Raw genomic sequence first — 19004 nt, forward strand, 5'->3', positions numbered from 1 at the left:
GTTCGGTTCCTGAAAAATACCTATCCTTAGAAATCAACCGCGACGGACAGCATCAGCGTCCGCGGCGTTCCTTGCGATACCGTGCTGAACGACGTCACGCCAGACCAGTAATTGCGGTCAAAGGCGTTCAGGACATCCGCACGGAATGTGGTGGGCGCGTTGTAGATTCGCGTCTTGTAACGCGCGCCGAAATCAACGGTGGTCCAGGAAGGAATAGACTGGGTATTGATGGTGTTGACGTTCTGCTTCCCGTTATGGGTGACGTTGGCGTTCAGCGTCAGATCGCGCAGGAACGGCAGATCATATTCCACGCCGGCGTTCGCCTGAAAACGCGACGTGCCCGGCGCACGCTTGCCCTGTGCACCCGGCGTCACGCTTTTGGTCAGCTCGGCATCCAGCAGCATCACGCCACCAGTCAGGCGCAGATCTTCCAGCGGTGAACCGACGACATCCAGCTCGATACCCCGATTGCGCTGCTCGTTAGCCTCAATAAACTCACTACCCGCTCCGTTAGCTAACCCGCCGCTCGGCTTGGTGATCTGAAACACGCTCAGCGTGGAGATCGTTCCCAGCGCGTCCACTTTCACCCCAGCCTCGTACTGTTTGCTCTTATACGGCGACAGCACCTGTCCATAATTGCTTGCTCTGGTATCGCTAACAACATCACCTTTACTCAGCCCTTCAATGTAGTTGGCATAGAGTGAGACGTGCTGCCAAGGTTTAACAACCACCCCGAGCATCGGGGTGATTGCACTCTTGTCGTTAGAAGAGCGCGTCCCACCATCCGGGGCGGCGAAATTGTCCGAGTTGATCTGCTGATAACGCAGCCCACCCGTGACTTGCAGCGCATCGTTCCAAAAGCCGAGCGTATCCGCCAATGCGATACCCGACAGCGCAGTGGAAGAACGTTTGCTAATCGTTGCAGGGGCGGCGATATTCTGCACGGGTGAAGAAACTGGATTGTAAATATTCGAGTTAATGAAATTAACATTTGGATCGCTGACGATGCCTGTAGCCTGACGATCGCGATAGTAGCTGGTCTGTACCGACAGCTTATGAGTCACCGAGCCCGTTTCCACATCCGCACGAACACCCGTCGCCAGCGTGTAGCGGCTGGTGGTAAAGCGATAATTCCCCACACTGGAGCGAATATCACCGTTATTATTCGTCACCTGCGGCACCTGCTCCGACAGTCGGCTCACGTGTGCGCTGGAACCGCCTAAATCGGTAAACCAGGTGACGTTATCCGCCAGGTCGTATTCGGTATGCAGCAGCACCGACTGGTCTTTGGAATGCCAGAATCCCCACGGCTGAGAGATATTGTTATTGCCATCCGGTGCGTCGGGCACGGTCACACCCTGCGCGAACGAATAAGGACGAGACGGCGCACGGGTTTTCAGATGCTGAGTGATGAGATCCAACGTGGCGCGGAAGCGTTCTGACGAGAAATCCAGCCCAAGCGAGCCGACCTGCGTGCGCTTGTCGCTACCATCCCACACCGTGTCGCCGTAACCGTAATTCCCGTTAAAACGCACGCCGAGCAGATTGTTATTGTCCAGCGCATAGACGCGGGAAATATCCGCATGCTGTGTGAGCTGGGAATCAGACTGCCAGCTGGTCGTGAGGCGGGTCAGATTGCCGACGGTGGTCGGGCGTTTGGTGACGGCGTTAATCACACCGCCCACGCTGCTGTTAGGCGACAGCCCATACAGCAGTGCCGACGGCCCTTTCAGCACTTCTACCCGCTCGATGTAGTCGGTCATCAACTGATAGTTAGGCGCCACACCGTAGACGCCGTTCATGGCGATGTCGCTCAGGTTTCCTTCATTGAGTGGAAAACCGCGAATGTAGTAGGAATCCAGCAGACCGCCCTGAGCACTGCTCACCCGCACCGATGCGTCATGCGCGACCACCTGCCCCAGCGTCTGTGCCTGTTTATTTTCAATAAACGATGCGGTCATGTTGCTGACGTTAAACGGCGTATCCATCACGTCCTTTTTGCCCAGCAGCCCGGTGCTGGACGACCGCGCCGACATGCCGCCCGCGACCAGCCCCTGCACGGCATCCGCGTCTTTAGCTTCCACCACGATAGTGGAATCATCGCGCTCACCCGTTGCCGACTGCGCGGGTATCGCGATGCCGCTTAGCACTGCCGTTACGGCGATGGCCAACACGGAGGGAATAGGAAAACGAGTCTTCCCGGTAGGTGGAGTGAAGTTCTTCCTGGCGTTCATCAACAAAGTTATCCATCTCAAAATGAGGAGTGAAAAAGATGCTCCCGTTTTCAGCCTGTGAGGCGGGAGCATCGCCATACATCACGATCCGATGCGGGTTTCTTCCTCTTCAATGAGGAAGGGATTGCTCAGACCGTGCTGAATCCGGTAGTCGCGATATTCCTGGATGTGCATGCGCAGCAGCGAACGCGTATACCAAGGCTGGGTCAAAAACATGTCGCGTTCGGTCTGCCACAGCTCGTCATCAACGCGCGACTTCACAGCGTCAAACGCTGCGGCCGTTTCTTCTTTCATCACCTGCCACAACTGGGCATCGGCAAAGCCGTATTCCGCGCTGAGCGCCAGCGCCAGTTCGTGCAGGTGGCTGACAAAGCAGGCATCGACGACAAACATCCGCACGGGTTCGATGTCGTCTTCAAATACCGTGGGCAGAATGCCGGGCCAGACGTAGGGTTGCAGGTGATGACCGCGCTGACGCAGCAGCGGCGCATAGGTGCGCCCGTCGCCAAAATCACGGATTAATAATCCCTGCGCGACACCTTCCGGTGAAAAGAGGATCTGGCTGTTCTGCTGATGCGCTTCCAGCCCGATGCCGTACAGCAGATAGATCGCGATAACAGGCCGGCTAACGGCGCGGACGTATTGGCGGAACCACGCTTCGGGGCCAAGCTCGGACAGCGTCACCAGCTCGGTGAACAGCGGCTGGTCGCGGTGAGGCAGTGCCGTAAACAGCGTGGCGACGGTCACGGGCAGCGCGCCGTCGGTGCGCTCATAAATTCGAGCATCGCGGAAAACGACGGAGAGATGTTTGCCCGGCGCGTCATCCTGATGAATCGCGTGCTTGTAGTGGAACGCCGTCTCTTCGCGGAAAAACGCCAGCCGCTGTTCGAACCCGCCTTCCTGCGCCAGAATCGCGTCGATAATGGTGCTGATACGTGGCCCCATGTGGATGGATTTCGCCTGTAGGCTGCGCATTTCGCTGGTCATCCAGATGGCGACGGGCAGTTTGATGAAAGGGGAAGCCGGCGGTTCAACGGGCAAAACCGTACGGAACGACATACCCGGCAGCGTAATGAGATCGGGGCCATCGGTAAGCAGAATCCCTTCGGCAATTTCATCCGCATAGTGGGATTTCACCCAGTTTTCCAAATGCCAACTGTGGATGGGCAGCGGGAGCCACTGTGTCTCATCCAGCCCCTGTTGATTCAGGCGCTGCTTCCAGTCCTGCCAGAGCGCGGGAAATGCCTGAGCAAACCACGAATGAAAATCATCGACGTGCGGCATGGATTCGACATACGCCATATCGCGGCGCAACGCGGTAATACGCAACGGCACGCGGGCGTTAAATTCGGGTGACAACTGCTGGACGTCTTCGTCACTCAGTCCGGGGCGGGATTTCCAGGTCGGGTAGTAAGGGTGGCCTTCCAGCGATCCCCACTGATCGAGAAACATAGCGGCATCGCGAATGCTGAGCTGCCGACGCAGCCACGGCGTGAAAGCGTTCTGCCCGTCCTGCTGCATGGCATCGGCCACCTCAGCACGCCACTGGCAACGATAGCGCCGGGCGTTGGTATCATTACGAATGCTGTTACCGACGTCTTTCTTCAGGCCACGGATGCCACTTTCTTCAGGATGAAAATCGAAATTGTCGCGAAGTAAATCAATCAATCGCTCGTGGCTGGTAACGGGAAAAGACGTTCCATCTGAACGAATAAGATAAATATTTCCATTATTAATATAGGTGTTTGCCGGTGCTGGCGAAATATCATCAAATTTCAATATCCCTTTGCCACCTTGCAAAACCAGCGTTGCTGCCCTGGAATTATCCTCAATAAATATCAGGTCATTTTTATTCACAATCCCTTCTGCGAAAAAGCAGCGAATCAATCGCCTTAACGCGTTTTTATTTGAGTAATCAGAGAGAAAATCATCTACATCCTGATGTATATCCCTGTGTTTAATTTCGTCAACCTTGATATTCATAACCACTCCTCATACCGATAAAACAAGTAAAAACCGATTGCAGTAACGTATAAAAGGGTGTCGTTAAATCTCGGGTTAACACGTCCCGAAACGTAATAAAAATGTCGTGATAGATGGATTGAAAAATAATGAACGGAAAGCTAGCACATTAACCACCGCGATGTAAATAGGTATCATTCTTATTCGCAATTGATGAGTTGCATTTTAATAAAAATGTATTTAATCAATTAATTAACAAAATTAGAGCAGCATGGGACACGCTAAAATCTATCTCTTTGTGCCGGATAATGCGCCCCACCGCTTTCAACAAGCCGTCTGCTACGGTGCCGATGCCGTGATATTTGATTTAGAAGATGCTGTTCATCCTGATGAAAAAAACCAGGCTAGAGAAAATATTCTCCAATGGGATAAAAGTGATACGGCCGTCTCTGAAATAAATTGCAAAAGATATATACGTTTAAACAAATTTGGTTCAGTGGAATTCAGTGAAGATATCGAGTTTCTGAATAGACTTAATAATAAAGAAAAATTAAGAAATAACGATCCATCCAAACATAAAACAGCCAAATGGGGAATTTTTTACCTAAAATAGAATCCGCAACAATGCTGCATGATGCGCAGGAAATGATAAATCGTAATAGATTAGAAAACGTGAACATTACTGCGATTATTGAAACCGCGCAGGGGTTGCATCATGCAGAAGAGATTTGTGCAGCAGGGGTAGATAACTCAGCCCGTTGCGCCGATAGCTCGCAAAAGAGGGATGTTTTTCCTCAATAAAAGTGCGTTTGCCCGGAATGTCGCACACATGCAAATGTCCTCTACATGCCACTACCGGGCCACTTTTTACTTAACGTACTCAATCGAATTAACAAACCACTCACGCGGGCCGTCTGGCGTGTTCACGATGAACTCCTCATCAACCGCTTTTTTCAGCATGGCGCGCGCCATCGGGGAATCGATTGAAATATAGTCTTTATTGTCGCCGTAGATCTCGTCTGGACCGACAATCCGAAAACGCTTCACCTCACCTTGTTCATTCTCGATCTCTACCCAGGCGCCAAAGAATACGCTGCCATCCTGCTGCGGCGAGTAATCAACGATTTTCAATTCCGTCAGGCATTTTCTGAGGTAGCGCACACGCCTGTCGATCTGGCGCAATAAACGCTTGTTATAGGTGTAATCCGCATTTTCTGAACGATCCCCAAGGCTCGCCGCCCAGGAGACAATTTTCGTAATTTCCGGGCGCTTTACATTCCAGAGATGGTCATGCTCTGCCCGCAGTTTGTCATACCCCTCGCGGGTAATCAGATTGGTTTTCAAGTCAGTAACCCCGTTAGGCTCTTAGTGCGTACCACATGCTTCGATATTCCCACGTGCAAAAATCGCGCGTTCATTACACAGATTTACAGTTTTGGCTAATAATCTACCAATAGACATAAATATGTCATTTCTATCCCGTACTTTTAGCCACAGAGAGCTACGGAGAACGATTTATGTTTAGCTTAGACGCCATTCTGCAAGATCTTGCCCCGCATCGCCATACGCCCCCTTGGCAGAAAACGGTTTTGCGTTCTCTGCTATTTGAAAATGAAATGCACCAATTTGCGCGGCGTTATCCGCATCTGAAAGGCTTAGATCTGGTCGAACAGATTCTTGACTACTTCAACTTCAATTGTGAAATGGTCGAAGGGGATTTAGAAAATATCCCCAGTCAGGGGCCAGTGGTGTTGGTTGCCAACCACCCCATTGGCTCACTGGACGGTCTGGCGCTACTGCGTACCGTCGCCAGCGTCAGGCCCGACGTCCGCATCGTCGCCAGCCAGCTACTCTCTTATGTCGCCCCGCTCAAAAATCTGTTTTTTTCCGTCGATAACTTCAATAACCGCACCAAACGCCAGCAAATCAGCGCCATCCAGCAGCATCTGGAAGGCGACGGCGCGATCATCGTCTTCCCGGCGGGCGAGGTTTCACGCGCCAGCCTACAAGGTATTCGCGACGGTCACTGGCACAACGGATTCATCCGCATGGCGAGCAAAGCCCGCGCGCCCGTGGTTCCGATTCATATCGGTGGACGCAACAGCACGCTGTTCTATCTCTCTTCCATGGTTTATCGCCCGCTATCCACGCTCCTGCTGGTGAGAGAGATGTTTGGTCAGCGCGATCAAACCCTCAAGCTGCGTATCGGTGCCAGAATTCCCTATGCGTCCTGGAGTCAGGGTGACTGGAACGCTAACGATTTGGCGGCCCGTTTCCGTCGTCACGTTTATCGCCTAGGGCAAGGAAAGCCCGGCTGTTTTACCGGTGAAAAGCCCATTGCACTGGCCGAAGATCGCGTGCTGCTGAAGCGCGCGCTGTCAGCATGCGAAACGCTGGGTACCACGCCGGATGGCAAGATTGTCTATCTGTATCGACGCGGTGAAGAAGATTACGTGCCGCTGTTGCGCGAACTCGGACGCCTGCGCGAAATCGCCTTTCGGGCTGTGGGCGAAGGATCCGGCCAACGCCGCGATCTGGACAGCTATGACGATGACTATTTGCACCTGATTCTGTGGGATGACCGCGAGCTAGAGATTGTCGGTGCCTATCGCTTTGTCTCGACGGCCAGTTTGATCGCAGAAAAAGGGAAAAGCGGCCTCTACAGCCACAGTCTGTTTCAGTACGGCGACGAAATGGATCCGATACTGGCGTCAGGCATTGAGCTGGGACGCAGTTTTATTCAGCCCAAATACTGGGGTAAACGCGGACTGGATTATCTCTGGCTGGGTATCGGTGCCTATCTGGCGCGTTATCCGGAACACCGCTACCTGTTCGGCCCAGTGTCGCTTTCTGGCACCTTGCCGCCGCATGCACGCGATTTGCTAGTTGCATTTTATCGTCTGCATTTCACGCCCGATCAGCCGCTGGCTACGTCGCGTCGCCCTTATCCGGCCTCGCTGCCTGACGTGCTGAAACAGTTTGAGGGAACAGACTACCAGCAGGATCTCACTCGGTTGAAAAGCATGCTCAGCAACATGGGGTGTGCGATCCCCACGCTCTACAAGCAGTATTCAGAGCTGTGTGAGCCGGGAGGTGTGCGATTTATCGACTTTGGCATCGATCCCGATTTCAATAACTGCATCGACGGCCTCGTGCTCGTCGATCTGAAGCAGTTGAAAGAGTCACGCTATCAGCGCTATATCGCCCCTTTTACCAGCGACAGCGTTTCTTGATTGATCGGTGCGTTAACGTCTAAAGGGGTTAACGCACTACTCTCCCACGTTTTTATCATTATTCCCATTCGCCAACGCCATACCCACACGCATTTTGTCTCTCAGATCACACATTTTATACGAAATCCCACTTGCCGTAATTTACGTGATCAACCGAACGCTTTTCTTGCCGATATTGAAGATATTCTTATCTATACATTTTTAAATACGGGAGTCGACGATGTATCCCGGAAACAAATTTTATGGCAATAAAACCTTGTCATTACTTGCATCGATTACGATAGCAAGCTCCCTCCGCTGTGCCTTCATAGCATGTCAAAAAATTAAGGATGTTTATGAATATGCTGAACAGAATCAAACTCGGTAATATGCTAGGAATGGGATTTACTCTGGTTATCATGATCAGCCTGATGGTGGCATTCTTCGGACGACTCCAACTGGTTGGACTGGGTAACGACATCAATCGGCTTTCCGGCACCACGTTGGCGAATATGTTATTGATTCAGGAAGTGAAAGCTGGTTTTGATGCTAATGCTCGCCTGATTCGCAACATTGCAATTAGCACTGACCCTGCACAAATCAGGCAGGAAAAGCAGTTCGTCGACGAGCAAATCGCCCGCAATACCGCCAACCTGAAAAAGCTGGGGCAACAGCTCGATACCGAAGGCACCCGCGCGCTGCTGAAACAGTTTCAGGACACCCGCCCGCCCTACCTTGCAGCCTTTTTGAAAGCGATGGAATTGGTACAATCCACCGATCCACAGCAGCGTCTGCAAGGTAACGCTATTATTCTCAATGAGATGCAGACGGCACAAAACGCACTGTTCAAAGTGCTGGACGCGATGATGGCCTCGCAGCAGCAGGATACCAACAAAATTGTCAGCGGGGCGCAGCAGGATGCACAGTCCGGCAGCGTCATCATGCTAATTCTCGCGCTTGCCGCCGCCGTCATGGCCGCTGCCGTGGCCTGGCTGATTACCCGCACGCTGAAAAACCAGTTGGGGGGAGAACCGCTCTACGCCACGCACGTTGCCCGTCAGGTGGCAGATGGCGATCTGGCCGTTGATATCAATATCAAGCCGAACGACCACAGCAGCCTGTTAGCCACCATGCGTCATATGAGTCATAACCTGGGTGATATCGTCGAACAGGTACGGCAGAGCAGCGAAGCCATCGCTTCCGGTTCCAGCCAAATCGCCGCAGGCAGTGAAAACCTGAGCCAGCGTACGGAAGAGCAGGCCGCCAGTTTGCAGCAAACGGCTGCGTCAATGGAGCAGATGAGTCAGGCAATTCGTCAAAATGCGGAAACCGTCCGCAACGCCACTCAGCTTGCCAGCCAAACTAGCGAAACGGCGACCAAGGGCGGCGAAGCCCTCAGCGATATGGTCATTACGATGAAAGAGATCTCCACCAGTTCACACAAAATCCGCGACATCATCAGCGTCATTGATGGCATCGCCTTCCAGACCAATATTCTGGCGCTGAATGCGGCGGTCGAAGCCGCGCGCGCGGGTGAGCAAGGTCGCGGTTTCGCCGTGGTGGCTGGGGAAGTACGTTCGCTGGCACAGCGTTCCGCCTCCGCCGCGAAAGAGATTGCGGTGTTGATCAACACCAGCGTCGAAAAAGTGGAAGCGGGGAATCGTCTGGTTGAAGACACCGGCAGCACCATTGATGATCTGGTGCGTCAGGCGCGCAGCGTGGCTGATTTAATCAATGAGATCGGAACGACAACGCAGGAGCAGGAGTCCGGCATTTCGCAAATTCATGATGCCGTGAACCAGCTCGATCAGGTCACCCAGCAGAACGCAACGCTGGTGGAAGAATCCGCCAATGCGGCAACCAGCCTGCGCGAGCAGTCCTCTCATCTGGTGACGCTCATGAACCATTTCCATCTACGGGGGATGCCAGCAGCCCGCCCAGCGCCGATGGCGAAGAAAGCCCAACCGACTCGTTTAGCGCTCGCGCCGGCCGGCAATGCACAAGATAACTGGGAAAAATTCTAGGCTTATCCTACCCGTGATCACCATGATGCCATGACATAGGCATCATGGTGAAAATCGCATCACTCTTTCAGCGCGGAAACATAGTCCCGACGCGGCGGTCCGGTATAAATCTGACGTGGACGGTAGATCCTGATTTCATCCTGCTTGTGCATCTCATCCCAATGCGCAATTCTGCCGACGGTAGGTAAATTTTGTTGCACTGAACAACGCCAGATCATCCGCGTTTTCCAGACGGCGGCGGCTGGCATTTTGCACGCTCAATCCGTATAACTGTCCTCACTTATTTCACTCACTACTTAATTCCACTACTTATTTACTCCACTAACTTGATGACGATTGATATCAGACCTATGAATGATTCATTAAGCCACATTATCGCCAGCGAATTGCAGGCGCGTACGGAGCAGGTAGACGCCGCCGTCCGCCTGCTGGACGAAGGAAACACCGTCCCTTTTATCGCCCGTTACCGTAAAGAAGTGACCGGCGGGCTGGATGACACCCAGTTGCGCCAGCTCGAAACGCGCCTCGGTTACCTGCGTGAACTGGAAGACCGACGCCAGACTATTCTGAAATCCATCGACGATCAGGGAAAGTTAACCGCGCAGCTCGCTACCGCAATAAAAGGTACGCTGAGCAAAACCGAGCTGGAAGATCTCTATCTGCCGTATAAACCGAAGCGCCGCACGCGCGGACAGATCGCGATTGAAGCCGGTCTGGAGCCGCTGGCCGACGGCCTGTGGCAAGACCCGAGCCAGGATCCGGAACTGACGGCCCAGGCTTATGTCGATGCCGAGAAAGGCGTAGCGGACGTGAAAGCCGCATTGGACGGCGCACGTTACATCCTGATGGAACGCTTTGCCGAAGACGCCACGCTGCTGGCGAAAGTGCGTCACTATCTGTGGAAAAACGCCCATCTGGTTTCCCGCGTCGTGGAAGGGAAAGAGGAAGAAGGCGCGAAATTCCGCGATTATTTCGATCACCATGAACCGATTGCTCAGGTGCCTTCACACCGCGCACTGGCCATGTTCCGTGGCCGTAACGAAGGCGTGCTGCAACTGGCGCTGAACGCCGATCCGCAGCACGAAGAAGCGCCGCGTGAGAGCTACTGCGAACAGATTATTATCGACCACCTGAACCTGCGTTTGGGGAATGCGGCAGCGGACAGTTGGCGGCGCGCCGTCATTAGCTGGACGTGGCGTATTAAAGTACTGCTGCACCTTGAAACCGAACTGATGGGCAGCGTGCGTGAAAAAGCCGAAGACGAAGCGATCAACGTTTTCGCCCGCAACATGCACGACCTGCTGATGGCCGCTCCGGCTGGCATGCGCGCCACGATGGGTCTCGATCCCGGCCTGCGCACTGGTGTAAAAGTCGCGGTGGTGGATGCCACCGGCAAGCTGGTCGCGACCGACACCATTTATCCGCATACCGGTCAGGCAGCGAAAGCCGCGCCGATCATCGCCGCACTGTGCCTCAAACATCAGGTTGAGCTGGTGGCGATTGGTAACGGTACTGCATCGCGTGAAACCGAACGCTTCTTCCTCGATACGCAAAAACAGTTCCCGGATATCAAAGCACAGAAAGTGATCGTCAGCGAGGCCGGCGCATCGGTGTACTCCGCGTCCGAGCTGGCGGCGCTGGAATTCCCCGATCTGGATGTCTCGCTGCGCGGCGCAGTCTCTATCGCCCGTCGTTTGCAGGATCCGCTGGCGGAGCTGGTGAAGATCGATCCGAAATCTATCGGCGTGGGTCAGTATCAGCATGACGTAAGCCAAAGTCTGCTGGCGAAGAAACTGGATGCGGTGGTCGAAGACTGCGTAAACGCCGTCGGTGTTGATCTGAATACCGCGTCCGTGGCGCTGCTAACCCGTGTCGCCGGACTCACGCGCATGATGGCGCAAAATATTGTGACCTGGCGTGATGAGAATGGCCGCTTCCACAATCGCGAACAGCTGCTGAAAGTCAGCCGTCTGGGGCCAAAAGCCTTTGAACAGTGTGCGGGCTTCCTGCGCATCAACAACGGCAACAACCCGCTGGATGCCTCTACCGTTCACCCGGAAGCCTATCCGATCGTGGAACGTATTCTGGCCGCGACCGAGCAGGCGTTGCAGGAGCTAATGGGGAACCCCAACGCGCTGCGTAACCTGAAACCGTCGGATTTCACCGATGAGCGTTTCGGCGTGCCGACGGTAACCGACATCATCAAAGAGCTGGAAAAGCCGGGTCGCGATCCACGTCCTGAGTTCAAAACCGCCAGCTTCGCCGACGGCGTGGAAACCTTAAACGATCTCCTGCCGGGCATGATTCTGGAAGGTGCTGTCACCAACGTCACCAACTTTGGTGCGTTTGTGGATATCGGCGTCCATCAGGACGGTTTGGTACACATTTCATCACTGGCCGACCATTTCGTCGACGATCCGCACAAGGTCGTGAAAGCTGGCGATATCGTCAAAGTGAAAGTGATGGAAGTGGATCTGCAACGTAAGCGTATCGCGCTGACCATGCGCCTTGATGAACAGCCGGGCGACACCGCATCACGCCGTGGCGGTGGCAATGCGCGTGGCGATAGCAATACTTCATCGCGTCAGCCGGCCGGTAAATCACGTCCTCGCCCCGCTAGCGCCCCTGTCGCTGGCAACAGCGCGATGGGCGATGCGCTGGCCGCCGCCTTTAAAAAGCGCTAACCGCCGTTCTGTCATTTAAATCATGCCTGACCTTATTTACGGGGTCAGGCATCTTTCCTGCCAAAATACTGCCATTTTGTTTCCCTAATAAAACTACGTTTCATTTATATTGAAATATTCAACCACTTCGCGATTATTTTGTGATCTGCATCTAGGTAAATAAATTACCGTTGCGTTATTATTGTTCTATATAGGAAACCATAGTTTTATATATAGAACCCGATGAATATATTCCAACAGCTCGAACACAGTAAAGCGCCGGCAGCCGTCCGTTTAGTGATGATTATTGACTACATCGCCAAACATGACGAAGCCAGCTTCACTGAGATTTGCACTGATTTGTCTATACCCAAAAGCAGCGTACATCATCTACTGGAAGTGCTGGTGGTGACGCAATTGTTACGTCAGCGCGCTGACGGTCGTTATGTTTTGGGATTAAGACTGTTTGAGCTTGGCGGTTTGGTAATAAAGAATATTGATCTGCGTAAAGACACGATTAACTTTATGCATGAATTAGTCAAAGAGACAGAACTGACCTGCCATCTTGGTATTATGGACGGCGATAACGGTTTCTTCCTGAGTAAAGTCGAATCCCCCAAGGCCATCGTAAAAACATCCTGGGAAGGTAAGAAAATTGTATTTAATCGTATGTCTCTGGGGAAAGTATTATTAGCCTGGCTGCCACAGGAAAGAATTGACGCCCTGATTGCTGATTGCACTTTTGAATATTTAACCCCCCGGACCATTACCAAAAAAGAAGATTTCCTACAACATCTGAAAATCGTCAAGGAACAAGGCTGGGCAATCGATGACGGCGAAGATATCGAGGAGATCTGCTGTATGGCCGCGCCTATCTTTAACCAAAATGGTGAAGTCATCGCCGCCATTGGCGTTAACGGTATGCAGTCGCAATATGCGAATGGAAAAAAAGAAAAGCATCTGGCAAGCCTGATCAAAACCAGCAAAGCGATTACCGCTCATATTAACAGCCGGAATATTGATAGTAGATAATATATTTAACGAAAATTACCCTAGTGAATTTCACTTTGTGATTTATTGAAACTCACGTAGGAAATAGCCACGACATCATTACCTGTAAACGTTAATTACGCCTTACGGGAAGGCCAGCTATAACTAAAAAACATGACATAAGTCATCATTAAGATGACGAAAAGTATTAATTATCAATTTTATAATGGGGACAACCACCTTCACTAGTTAATGAAATCGGGTAATAACCCCTTGGGTTTTATTCCGCCCTATTTATGACTTTATACCAATACTCCATCTGCTTTCACTGAAAGCGGGCTGAATATGCTTTTATCTTTTAATGAGGTCTTTTATGAAAATCAAACAAGCTATTGATAAAATCCCTGGGGGGTTAATGCTGGTGCCGCTCTTTTTGGGCGCGTTATGTAATACCTTTACGCCGGGGGCTGGGAAATTTTTAGGTTCTTTCAGTAACGGTTTGATTACGGGCACAATCCCTATTCTGGCGGTATGGTTTTTCTGCATGGGCGCGTCCATTGAATTTAAAGCAACGGGAACGATGCTGAGAAAATCAGGCGTTCTGGTGGTCACCAAAATCGCCACCGCCTGGGTTGTGGCGCTGATCGCGGGCACGTTCCTGCCGGGTGACGGCATCCAAAATGGCATGCTGGCTGGGATCTCCGTGCTGGCGCTGGTCGCAGCAATGGACATGACTAACGGCGGTTTGTACGCGGCACTGATGAACCAATATGGTTCGAAGGAAGAAGCGGGTGCCTTCGTACTGATGTCTCTGGAATCCGGCCCGTTGATGACCATGGTCATTCTGGGTGCCAGCGGTATCGCTACCTTTGAACCTCAGTTATTTGTCGGTGCCGTTCTGCCTTTCCTGATTGGTTTTGCATTGGGCAACCTGGACCCGGACTTGAGAAAGCTGTTCGGTAATTCAGTACAAACACTGATTCCTTTCTTTGCCTTTGCGTTAGGTAACACCATTAATTTATCAGTGATCCTCAAGACGGGCTTCACCGGACTCTTCCTCGGTCTGCTGGTGATTGTTGTTACAGGTATCCCGTTGATTCTAGCGGATAAATTTATCGGCGGTGGTAATGGAACCGCAGGCGTGGCCGCATCCAGCAGCGCGGGTGCCGCCGTCGCCACGCCTCTGTTGATCGCGAATATGGCTCCGGAATTCGCGCCGGTCGCTCAACAGGCAACAGCGTTAGTCGCCACCAGTGTGATCGTGACATCAGTACTGGTGCCCATCCTTACGGCAGTATGGGCAAAACGCTTTTCACCTAAAACCGCATAAGAAGGTAGCAAAATGGACGTACGACAAAGTGTACACAGTGAACATGCGAAAACGCTTGATACCACTGAGCTGAGAAAGAAATTTCTGATTGAGCAGATATTTACGCCAAACCAATACACCATGACCTACAGCCACATCGACCGTATCGTGGTGGGCGGGATCATGCCGGTGGATGGCGAGATAACGTTTGATGACGGCATCGGCAAACAATTTGGCGTGAACTATTTTCTTGAGCGTCGCGAATTGGGGCTGATCAATATTGGCGGCCCGGCAAAAATCGTCATCGACGGCACAAGCTATGAAGTGGGCAATGAGGAAGCGCTCTATGTCGGCAAGGGAGCGAAAGCCTTAGCGTTCAGCAGCCTGGACAGCGCCAAGCCTGCGAAACTGTATTATAACAGCGCACCAGCACATGCCGTTTTCCCGACACGCATCATTACGCAGGATGACGCGATCAAAGCACCGCTGGGCGACGTCAAAACCTGCAACAAGCGGACGATTTGCAAATATCTGGTGCCGGAAGTGGTGGAAACTTGCCAACTGAGCATGGGGTTAACGCGTCTGGCGGAAGGCAGCAACTGGAATTCCATGCCGACGCATACCCATGAGCGCAGAATGGAAGTGTACTTCTATTTTGATATGGCGGAAGACACCATTATTTTCCATATGATGGGTGAACCGCATGAAACGCGCCATCTGGTGATGCATAACGAACAAGCGGTGATTTCACCTAGTTGGTCGATTCACACCGGCGTCGGCACCAAAAACTACGCCTTTATCTGGGGCATGATCGGCGAAAATCTGACGTTTGACGATATGGACCATATCGCAATGCTGGATTTACGCTAATCCCTTCTGGCGTCACGCCAAGACAGTAAAATGCAGCAGGGTGAACCACGTTCACCCTGTTTTTTATACAGAGTCGGTAAGACGTCGAATGGCGTCATTCAAGATTATCGGCACAGGTTTCCCTCTCATTCCATTCACTGCCACCGTGCTCACCATTACAGTGCAATACAGCCGCCAGCGCCCCACGCAGTGCACCAAAGCAAAGACTCTCCGTGATTAATTAGCAGGGTAATAGATGAATAAGCATTGGTATAGAAGTTGCTTTTGTTCTTGTATTCCCATACCAAAAAACAAGGACCTGCCAATGCAACTTTCATTTATCGCCCGCACCATCACTGCCGCTTGCCTGATGCTGTCATCTCATGCGCTGCTGGCCGATGACGTCAAACCTGGCGTCACGATATACGCGACGGGGGGGACCATCGCCGGAAAAGCAGAATCCAATACGGCCACGACAGGTTATCAGGCTGGCGCGATCGGCATTCAGGAACTGTTGAATGCGGTGCCAGCCATTGGCGATGTTGCGACGGTGACAGGCGAGCAAATCGCCAACACCGCCAGCGGAAATATTGATCAGGCCATTCTGTTGAAGCTATCCAAAGCGATTAACAAACAGTTAAGCGATGCAAACACGCACGGCGTCGTCATCACTCACGGCACCGATACGTTGGAAGAGACGGCGTTCTTTTTGGATCTGACGGTAAAAAGCGAGAAACCAGTGGTTATCGTTGGCGCGATGCGTCCCGCCACCGCCATCAGTGCGGACGGTTCCATGAACCTGCTGGAAGCCGTCACGCTGGCGACCAGTAAGAACGCGGAAAAACGCGGCGCGATGGTGCTGCTCAACGACCGCATCGGCTCCGCCTTCTACACCACCAAAACCAATGCCACGGCACTGGACACGTTCAAAGCCAATGAACAAGGCTATCTCGGTGCCTTCTACGGTGGCGTTCCGCGCTTCTTCTACCAGCCATCTGCTCCCGAAAACAAACCGTTCTTTGACGTAAGTAATAAGGAAGCGCTGGCGAAGGTCGACATTCTGTACAGCTATCAGGATCAAGACAGCGGCCTGCTGAATGCCGCGATTGAACAGGGCGCAAAAGGGATCATTATCGCGGGTAGCGGTAACGGTTCTACGCCAACGCGTATCAAAGAAGACATCAAGAAAGCGGTAGCTAAAGGTATTCCGGTGGTGATCAGCACACGCACCGGCAACGGCTATGTAACGGATAAGAAGAAAGACGGTGCTATCGGCAGTGGATTCTACAATCCGCAGAAAGCTCGCATTCTGCTCTCTCTGGCATTGTCTAACGGCGACGATATCGAGAAAATCCGCAGCTATTTCGAGCAGTAATCACAGGATTAGACGGTAATAATAAAGTATCCCGCAGTGTGAACCTGTCGGGATACCTTTTCAAAACAACGAATTATTTTCACTAGGATCGAGTTAATAATCCAGCTCTACCGGCACGGGATAATCCTGTAATTTAGCAGCCCCGCCTAACGTCTCACGAATCGTGGCGGAATAGCGCGTGGTTTCCATTCCACCGACAAAATTATCCAACTCACTAAAGGAAAAACGTAACGAACGATTGTGAGCCCAATTTTCCAACGGTCTCAGATGATAAGTGAAATACACCACCGTCAATTCCTGATTTACACGATCGATTTTCTCAATGCGACTCACCTGCATGCGGCCGTAACACAAATCGCCATATTGACGCCAATTCTTCTCACCGACAGGCGATAAATGGTATACCGTGCCCGCTCCTTCAGGCGTCCCATGTGCCAGCCCCGCCTCCACCAGTGCATATAAGCGTCCACTGTTCCAGGGCGAATCACCTTTAGGACTGTTAACCGGCCACTGTTTCTCCCCCAGACACAGCGGCGGCTCCGCATCAAAAAACGCCTGTACGCGTTGCAGGTAATCCTGCTCACTGAGCTGCGCCCACGCCCCGAAGGATGCCAATAGCCCGAATGCGATTAATAACGATGTTTTCATTTTGCCAGCATCGCCTCATCCACTTCCTGGTAGGCCTCATCGACCGATTGGTAGGCATTTGGCGTTACCACACGCTTGCGCTCCGACCATTCATAAAGCGGCACGCCCGGATCGTCTTGCGACGAATGGAAACCGTAAATCGTCAAAATCACTTTTGCAGGATCAAATGAGTTTTCCCCTTCCTTCCTTGCCGAGACCAGAAAGTAACGACCTCCAGACAGGAACAGTTGATTGTCCTGCACCAAAAAATCCGCCGCAGCGGACAGGCGATAGTCGAACCAGGTAAACGTATTACTGTTGGCTACCGGCATGATGCTATGCCCACCGTCTGGACGGCGGACAAAAAAGGTCATCCCGAGATTAGGATGCGAGGTATTGTTGTCAAACTGCGCTACGACAACATAGTCTTGCTCACCGTCCTGATTGAGATCCACGCGATTGATGCCGTCTTTCAATGCAACAGGAGAGAGTGCAGCCGCCGTGCTACTAATGGCACAGAGCGCCAGCCACCCTACGAATTTATTGACCATCAAGTGTCCTTACTAATCGAAAACCAATATCTGGCATAAAAAAACCGGGCGTGTGCAGGTCGCAGCTAGCAAGACTGTGCGTGCGTTCCAGATAACTTCCGCCGCAAAAGTAGTACATGGTTTTACCGCCTTCAACCACATAAGACTCATTCAGCCACTCGGACACATTGCCGCTCATATCGTAAAGCCCCAGCGCGTTGGGACGCTTCGACACCACAGGCACCGTACCAAACGAAGATGAATCAGCGGGAAATTGCGCCACACGCTCCGGCTGTTCGCTGCCGGCATAGCGCTGTCCGTACGTCTCTTGCGCCAGTCCCTTGCTGCCACCTCTGGCCGCAATTTGCCATTCCGCCAGAGTTGGCAAACGGTAACCTGAAGTCTGTGGGTTCTCACGTATAGCTTTTTCACTGCCATCATCCGGCGCGCGCTTTAGCGTTTCGCCGTCTGCTGTCAGATAGTAAGGCGGCAGCCGTTCCCGTTCACTCAGTGCATTAGCGAAGATCAGCGCATCCCACCACGACACATTGGTGACAGGGTGAAGACCACCGTCCTGTTCAGGCGGCAGGCAATCCTCGAAGCTGGCGCCATTACAACCGCCGCTGAGCTGATAGCCGTGCGCGTCTGCCCACTCCAGCAAAGCATGGTACTGCTGATAGGTGATTTCCGTTTTCGTCATAGCAAAAGACGCTACTGAGGTGTTGGCATGGGCGGCGTAGTCCTCGGAACCAAAGATAGAGCCAACATAGAAATTGCCGCCGTTGACGATTATTTCTGCAAGGCCGATAGACTTAACATCAGTAACAGGAAGAGGTGTGCTATTGGCGGGGGTAAACGGTAGTCCTAAACACAACCCTAAAAAGATAAAACAGTGCTTAAACATAACTATCCATGTTGCGTGAACTAAAGAGATTAGGTCGTCTGATTATGTATTGCAGAAGTAGACATTAGGAATGGAGTGAAAAGCCAGACTTTCTGAGTGAAGACGAAAGGATGACTCTGAAACCATCATTCAATGGAGCAAAAAGCAAAATTCGAAAGACTTTATAAATAGATCTGCGCTGATTGGCAGGTTGCTCAATACAGAGGAATGACCGGTTTTTTGATGCCGCAGGCGCGGGCGTAACGGGTCAGTGTGTCGATGCTGGCTTTGGTTATGTTGTTTTCCAAACGGGAAATAACGGGAGGTGAGCCTGTACACCATTCTG

16 protein-coding genes and 1 pseudogene are annotated in these 19004 nt (G+C 52.2%); 9 read left to right on the forward strand and 8 right to left on the reverse strand.

Going from position 1 to position 19004, the window contains the following annotated elements:
* Positions 1-26: 26 nt before the first annotated feature.
* Both IG609_RS18485 and IG609_RS18490 read right to left on the reverse strand, forming a co-directional pair.
* Positions 27-2234: a TonB-dependent receptor gene (locus IG609_RS18485; protein WP_193398055.1), complete on the reverse strand. Its 2208-nt coding sequence runs from the start codon at positions 2232-2234 to the stop codon at positions 27-29.
* Between the two features lie 81 nt (positions 2235-2315).
* Positions 2316-4217, reverse strand: coding sequence for an IucA/IucC family protein (locus IG609_RS18490; protein WP_193398056.1), 1902 nt, complete (start codon positions 4215-4217; stop codon positions 2316-2318).
* A 250-nt stretch (positions 4218-4467) separates the two neighbouring features.
* Here IG609_RS18490 and IG609_RS18495 point away from each other — a divergent pair, with 250 nt between their 5' ends.
* Both IG609_RS18495 and IG609_RS18500 read left to right on the forward strand, forming a co-directional pair.
* Entirely contained in the window at positions 4468-4809 is a 342-nt protein-coding gene (locus IG609_RS18495; RefSeq protein WP_226373211.1) for an aldolase/citrate lyase family protein, read from the forward strand.
* Between the two features lie 11 nt (positions 4810-4820).
* Complete coding sequence (locus IG609_RS18500) at positions 4821-4997, forward strand: hypothetical protein (RefSeq protein ID WP_226374249.1); 177 nt, start codon at positions 4821-4823, stop codon at positions 4995-4997.
* 66 nt (positions 4998-5063) lie between these two features.
* On the opposite strand, the gene greB is transcribed toward IG609_RS18500, so the two are convergent.
* Positions 5064-5540 carry a transcription elongation factor GreB gene (gene greB, locus IG609_RS18505; RefSeq protein WP_193398057.1) on the reverse strand — a complete coding sequence of 159 codons (477 nt, stop codon included), beginning with the start codon at positions 5538-5540 and terminating at the stop codon, positions 5064-5066.
* Between the two features lie 173 nt (positions 5541-5713).
* Here greB and olsF point away from each other — a divergent pair, with 173 nt between their 5' ends.
* Together olsF and IG609_RS18515 are read left to right on the forward strand one after the other, a co-directional pair.
* On the forward strand, positions 5714-7429 hold the full coding sequence (olsF, locus tag IG609_RS18510; protein ID WP_193398058.1) for a bifunctional ornithine lipid synthase OlsF: 1716 nt from the start codon (positions 5714-5716) through the stop codon (positions 7427-7429).
* A gap of 335 nt (positions 7430-7764) precedes the next feature.
* Positions 7765-9432, forward strand: coding sequence for a methyl-accepting chemotaxis protein (locus IG609_RS18515; RefSeq protein WP_102116884.1), 1668 nt, complete (start codon positions 7765-7767; stop codon positions 9430-9432).
* A gap of 59 nt (positions 9433-9491) precedes the next feature.
* Here IG609_RS18515 and IG609_RS18520 read toward each other — a convergent pair whose 3' ends face one another.
* Complete coding sequence (locus IG609_RS18520; RefSeq protein WP_193398071.1) at positions 9492-9632, reverse strand: hypothetical protein; 141 nt, start codon at positions 9630-9632, stop codon at positions 9492-9494.
* A 150-nt stretch (positions 9633-9782) separates the two neighbouring features.
* On the opposite strand from IG609_RS18520, the gene IG609_RS18525 reads away from it, so the two are divergent.
* The 5 genes from IG609_RS18525 (at position 9783) to IG609_RS18545 (ending at position 16618) form a co-directional block, all read left to right on the forward strand.
* Positions 9783-12116, forward strand: a complete 2334-nt coding sequence (locus tag IG609_RS18525; protein ID WP_193398059.1) for a Tex family protein — start codon at positions 9783-9785, stop codon at positions 12114-12116.
* Between the two features lie 222 nt (positions 12117-12338).
* Positions 12339-13127, forward strand: coding sequence for an IclR family transcriptional regulator (locus tag IG609_RS18530; protein ID WP_193398060.1), 789 nt, complete (start codon positions 12339-12341; stop codon positions 13125-13127).
* A 331-nt stretch (positions 13128-13458) separates the two neighbouring features.
* The gene (kdgT, locus tag IG609_RS18535) at positions 13459-14415 is read left to right on the forward strand and encodes a 2-keto-3-deoxygluconate transporter (RefSeq protein WP_193398061.1); all 957 of its coding nucleotides are present in this window, start codon (positions 13459-13461) and stop codon (positions 14413-14415) included.
* Between the two features lie 12 nt (positions 14416-14427).
* Complete coding sequence (kduI, locus tag IG609_RS18540) at positions 14428-15264, forward strand: 5-dehydro-4-deoxy-D-glucuronate isomerase (RefSeq protein ID WP_010299379.1); 837 nt, start codon at positions 14428-14430, stop codon at positions 15262-15264.
* Positions 15265-15568: 304 nt separating this feature from the next.
* On the forward strand, positions 15569-16618 hold the full coding sequence (locus IG609_RS18545) for an asparaginase (RefSeq protein ID WP_193398062.1): 1050 nt from the start codon (positions 15569-15571) through the stop codon (positions 16616-16618).
* Between the two features lie 93 nt (positions 16619-16711).
* Here the strand turns inward: IG609_RS18545 and IG609_RS18550 are convergent, their stop codons facing one another.
* From IG609_RS18550 to IG609_RS18565, 4 genes and pseudogenes are all read right to left on the reverse strand, one after another.
* Positions 16712-17266 carry a carbapenem biosynthesis protein CpmH gene (locus tag IG609_RS18550; RefSeq protein ID WP_193398063.1) on the reverse strand — a complete coding sequence of 185 codons (555 nt, stop codon included), beginning with the start codon at positions 17264-17266 and terminating at the stop codon, positions 16712-16714.
* Entirely contained in the window at positions 17263-17796 is a 534-nt protein-coding gene (locus IG609_RS18555) for a carbapenem self-resistance protein CarG family protein (RefSeq protein ID WP_193398064.1), read from the reverse strand. The genes IG609_RS18550 and IG609_RS18555 overlap by 4 nt, the downstream gene beginning before the upstream one ends.
* Positions 17786-18679 (reverse strand): SUMF1/EgtB/PvdO family nonheme iron enzyme, encoded by an 894-nt coding sequence (locus IG609_RS18560; protein WP_193398065.1) that lies wholly within the window; start codon positions 18677-18679, stop codon positions 17786-17788. The genes IG609_RS18555 and IG609_RS18560 overlap by 11 nt, the downstream gene beginning before the upstream one ends.
* Before the next feature lie 194 nt (positions 18680-18873).
* A pseudogene (locus IG609_RS18565) lies at positions 18874-18987 on the reverse strand (helix-turn-helix domain-containing protein); the annotation flags it as partial.
* Positions 18988-19004 lie beyond the last annotated feature (17 nt).

Source organism: Pectobacterium quasiaquaticum (genome assembly GCF_014946775.2).
GTDB lineage: Bacteria > Pseudomonadota > Gammaproteobacteria > Enterobacterales > Enterobacteriaceae > Pectobacterium > Pectobacterium aquaticum.

Bases quoted from the DNA above. Each gene is read 5' to 3' on its own strand.
- IG609_RS18485 (WP_193398055.1), bottom strand. From the start codon at position 2,234: ATGAACGCCAGGAAGAACTTCACTCCACCTACCGGGAAGACTCGTTTT.
- IG609_RS18490 (WP_193398056.1), bottom strand. From the start codon at position 4,217: ATGAATATCAAGGTTGACGAAATTAAACACAGGGATATACATCAGGAT.
- IG609_RS18495 (WP_226373211.1), top strand. From the start codon at position 4,468: ATGGGACACGCTAAAATCTATCTCTTTGTGCCGGATAATGCGCCCCAC.
- IG609_RS18500 (WP_226374249.1), top strand. From the start codon at position 4,821: ATGCTGCATGATGCGCAGGAAATGATAAATCGTAATAGATTAGAAAAC.
- olsF (WP_193398058.1), top strand. From the start codon at position 5,714: ATGTTTAGCTTAGACGCCATTCTGCAAGATCTTGCCCCGCATCGCCAT.
- IG609_RS18515 (WP_102116884.1), top strand. From the start codon at position 7,765: ATGAATATGCTGAACAGAATCAAACTCGGTAATATGCTAGGAATGGGA.
- IG609_RS18525 (WP_193398059.1), top strand. From the start codon at position 9,783: ATGAATGATTCATTAAGCCACATTATCGCCAGCGAATTGCAGGCGCGT.
- IG609_RS18530 (WP_193398060.1), top strand. From the start codon at position 12,339: ATGAATATATTCCAACAGCTCGAACACAGTAAAGCGCCGGCAGCCGTC.
- kdgT (WP_193398061.1), top strand. From the start codon at position 13,459: ATGAAAATCAAACAAGCTATTGATAAAATCCCTGGGGGGTTAATGCTG.
- kduI (WP_010299379.1), top strand. From the start codon at position 14,428: ATGGACGTACGACAAAGTGTACACAGTGAACATGCGAAAACGCTTGAT.
- IG609_RS18545 (WP_193398062.1), top strand. From the start codon at position 15,569: ATGCAACTTTCATTTATCGCCCGCACCATCACTGCCGCTTGCCTGATG.
- IG609_RS18550 (WP_193398063.1), bottom strand. From the start codon at position 17,266: ATGAAAACATCGTTATTAATCGCATTCGGGCTATTGGCATCCTTCGGG.
- IG609_RS18555 (WP_193398064.1), bottom strand. From the start codon at position 17,796: ATGGTCAATAAATTCGTAGGGTGGCTGGCGCTCTGTGCCATTAGTAGC.
- IG609_RS18560 (WP_193398065.1), bottom strand. From the start codon at position 18,679: ATGTTTAAGCACTGTTTTATCTTTTTAGGGTTGTGTTTAGGACTACCG.